This is a genomic window from Flavobacterium sp. NKUCC04_CG (assembly GCF_019345525.1).
Lineage (GTDB): Bacteria > Bacteroidota > Bacteroidia > Flavobacteriales > Flavobacteriaceae > Flavobacterium.
Genome location: NZ_JAHKRA010000062.1, coordinates 1 through 314 on the forward strand (window position 1 = coordinate 1; position 314 = coordinate 314).

A 314-nucleotide genomic window follows, 5' to 3' on the forward strand; every position below is an offset into this window, starting at 1 on the left:
TATAAAAACGAAAAAGGAGTTGATGTGGTGATCGACGTTCCGGGTTCTGTATCGAATCAATTTGAACAAATCATCCAAAACCCAACTGTTCGAGAAGTATTAAATCAATACTTGACTTCCAATTCGGGCAACGTTAGTTTTGACGAAAATGGATTGACCTATACCGATGCAAGCGGTGCTACCCAAAGCTTGGATTTATCTCAGCTTATCAAAAGCCATGAAACGCTGACTACCCTAACCAATAATGGCAACGGGAGCTACACCTATAAAAACGAAAAAGGAGTTGATGTGGTGATCGACGTTCCGGGTTCTGT

Annotated in this window: 1 pseudogene; it reads left to right on the forward strand. The window is 41.4% G+C overall.

Annotated elements, in window-relative coordinates:
• A pseudogene (locus KO524_RS15230) lies at positions 1-314 on the forward strand (hypothetical protein); the annotation flags it as partial.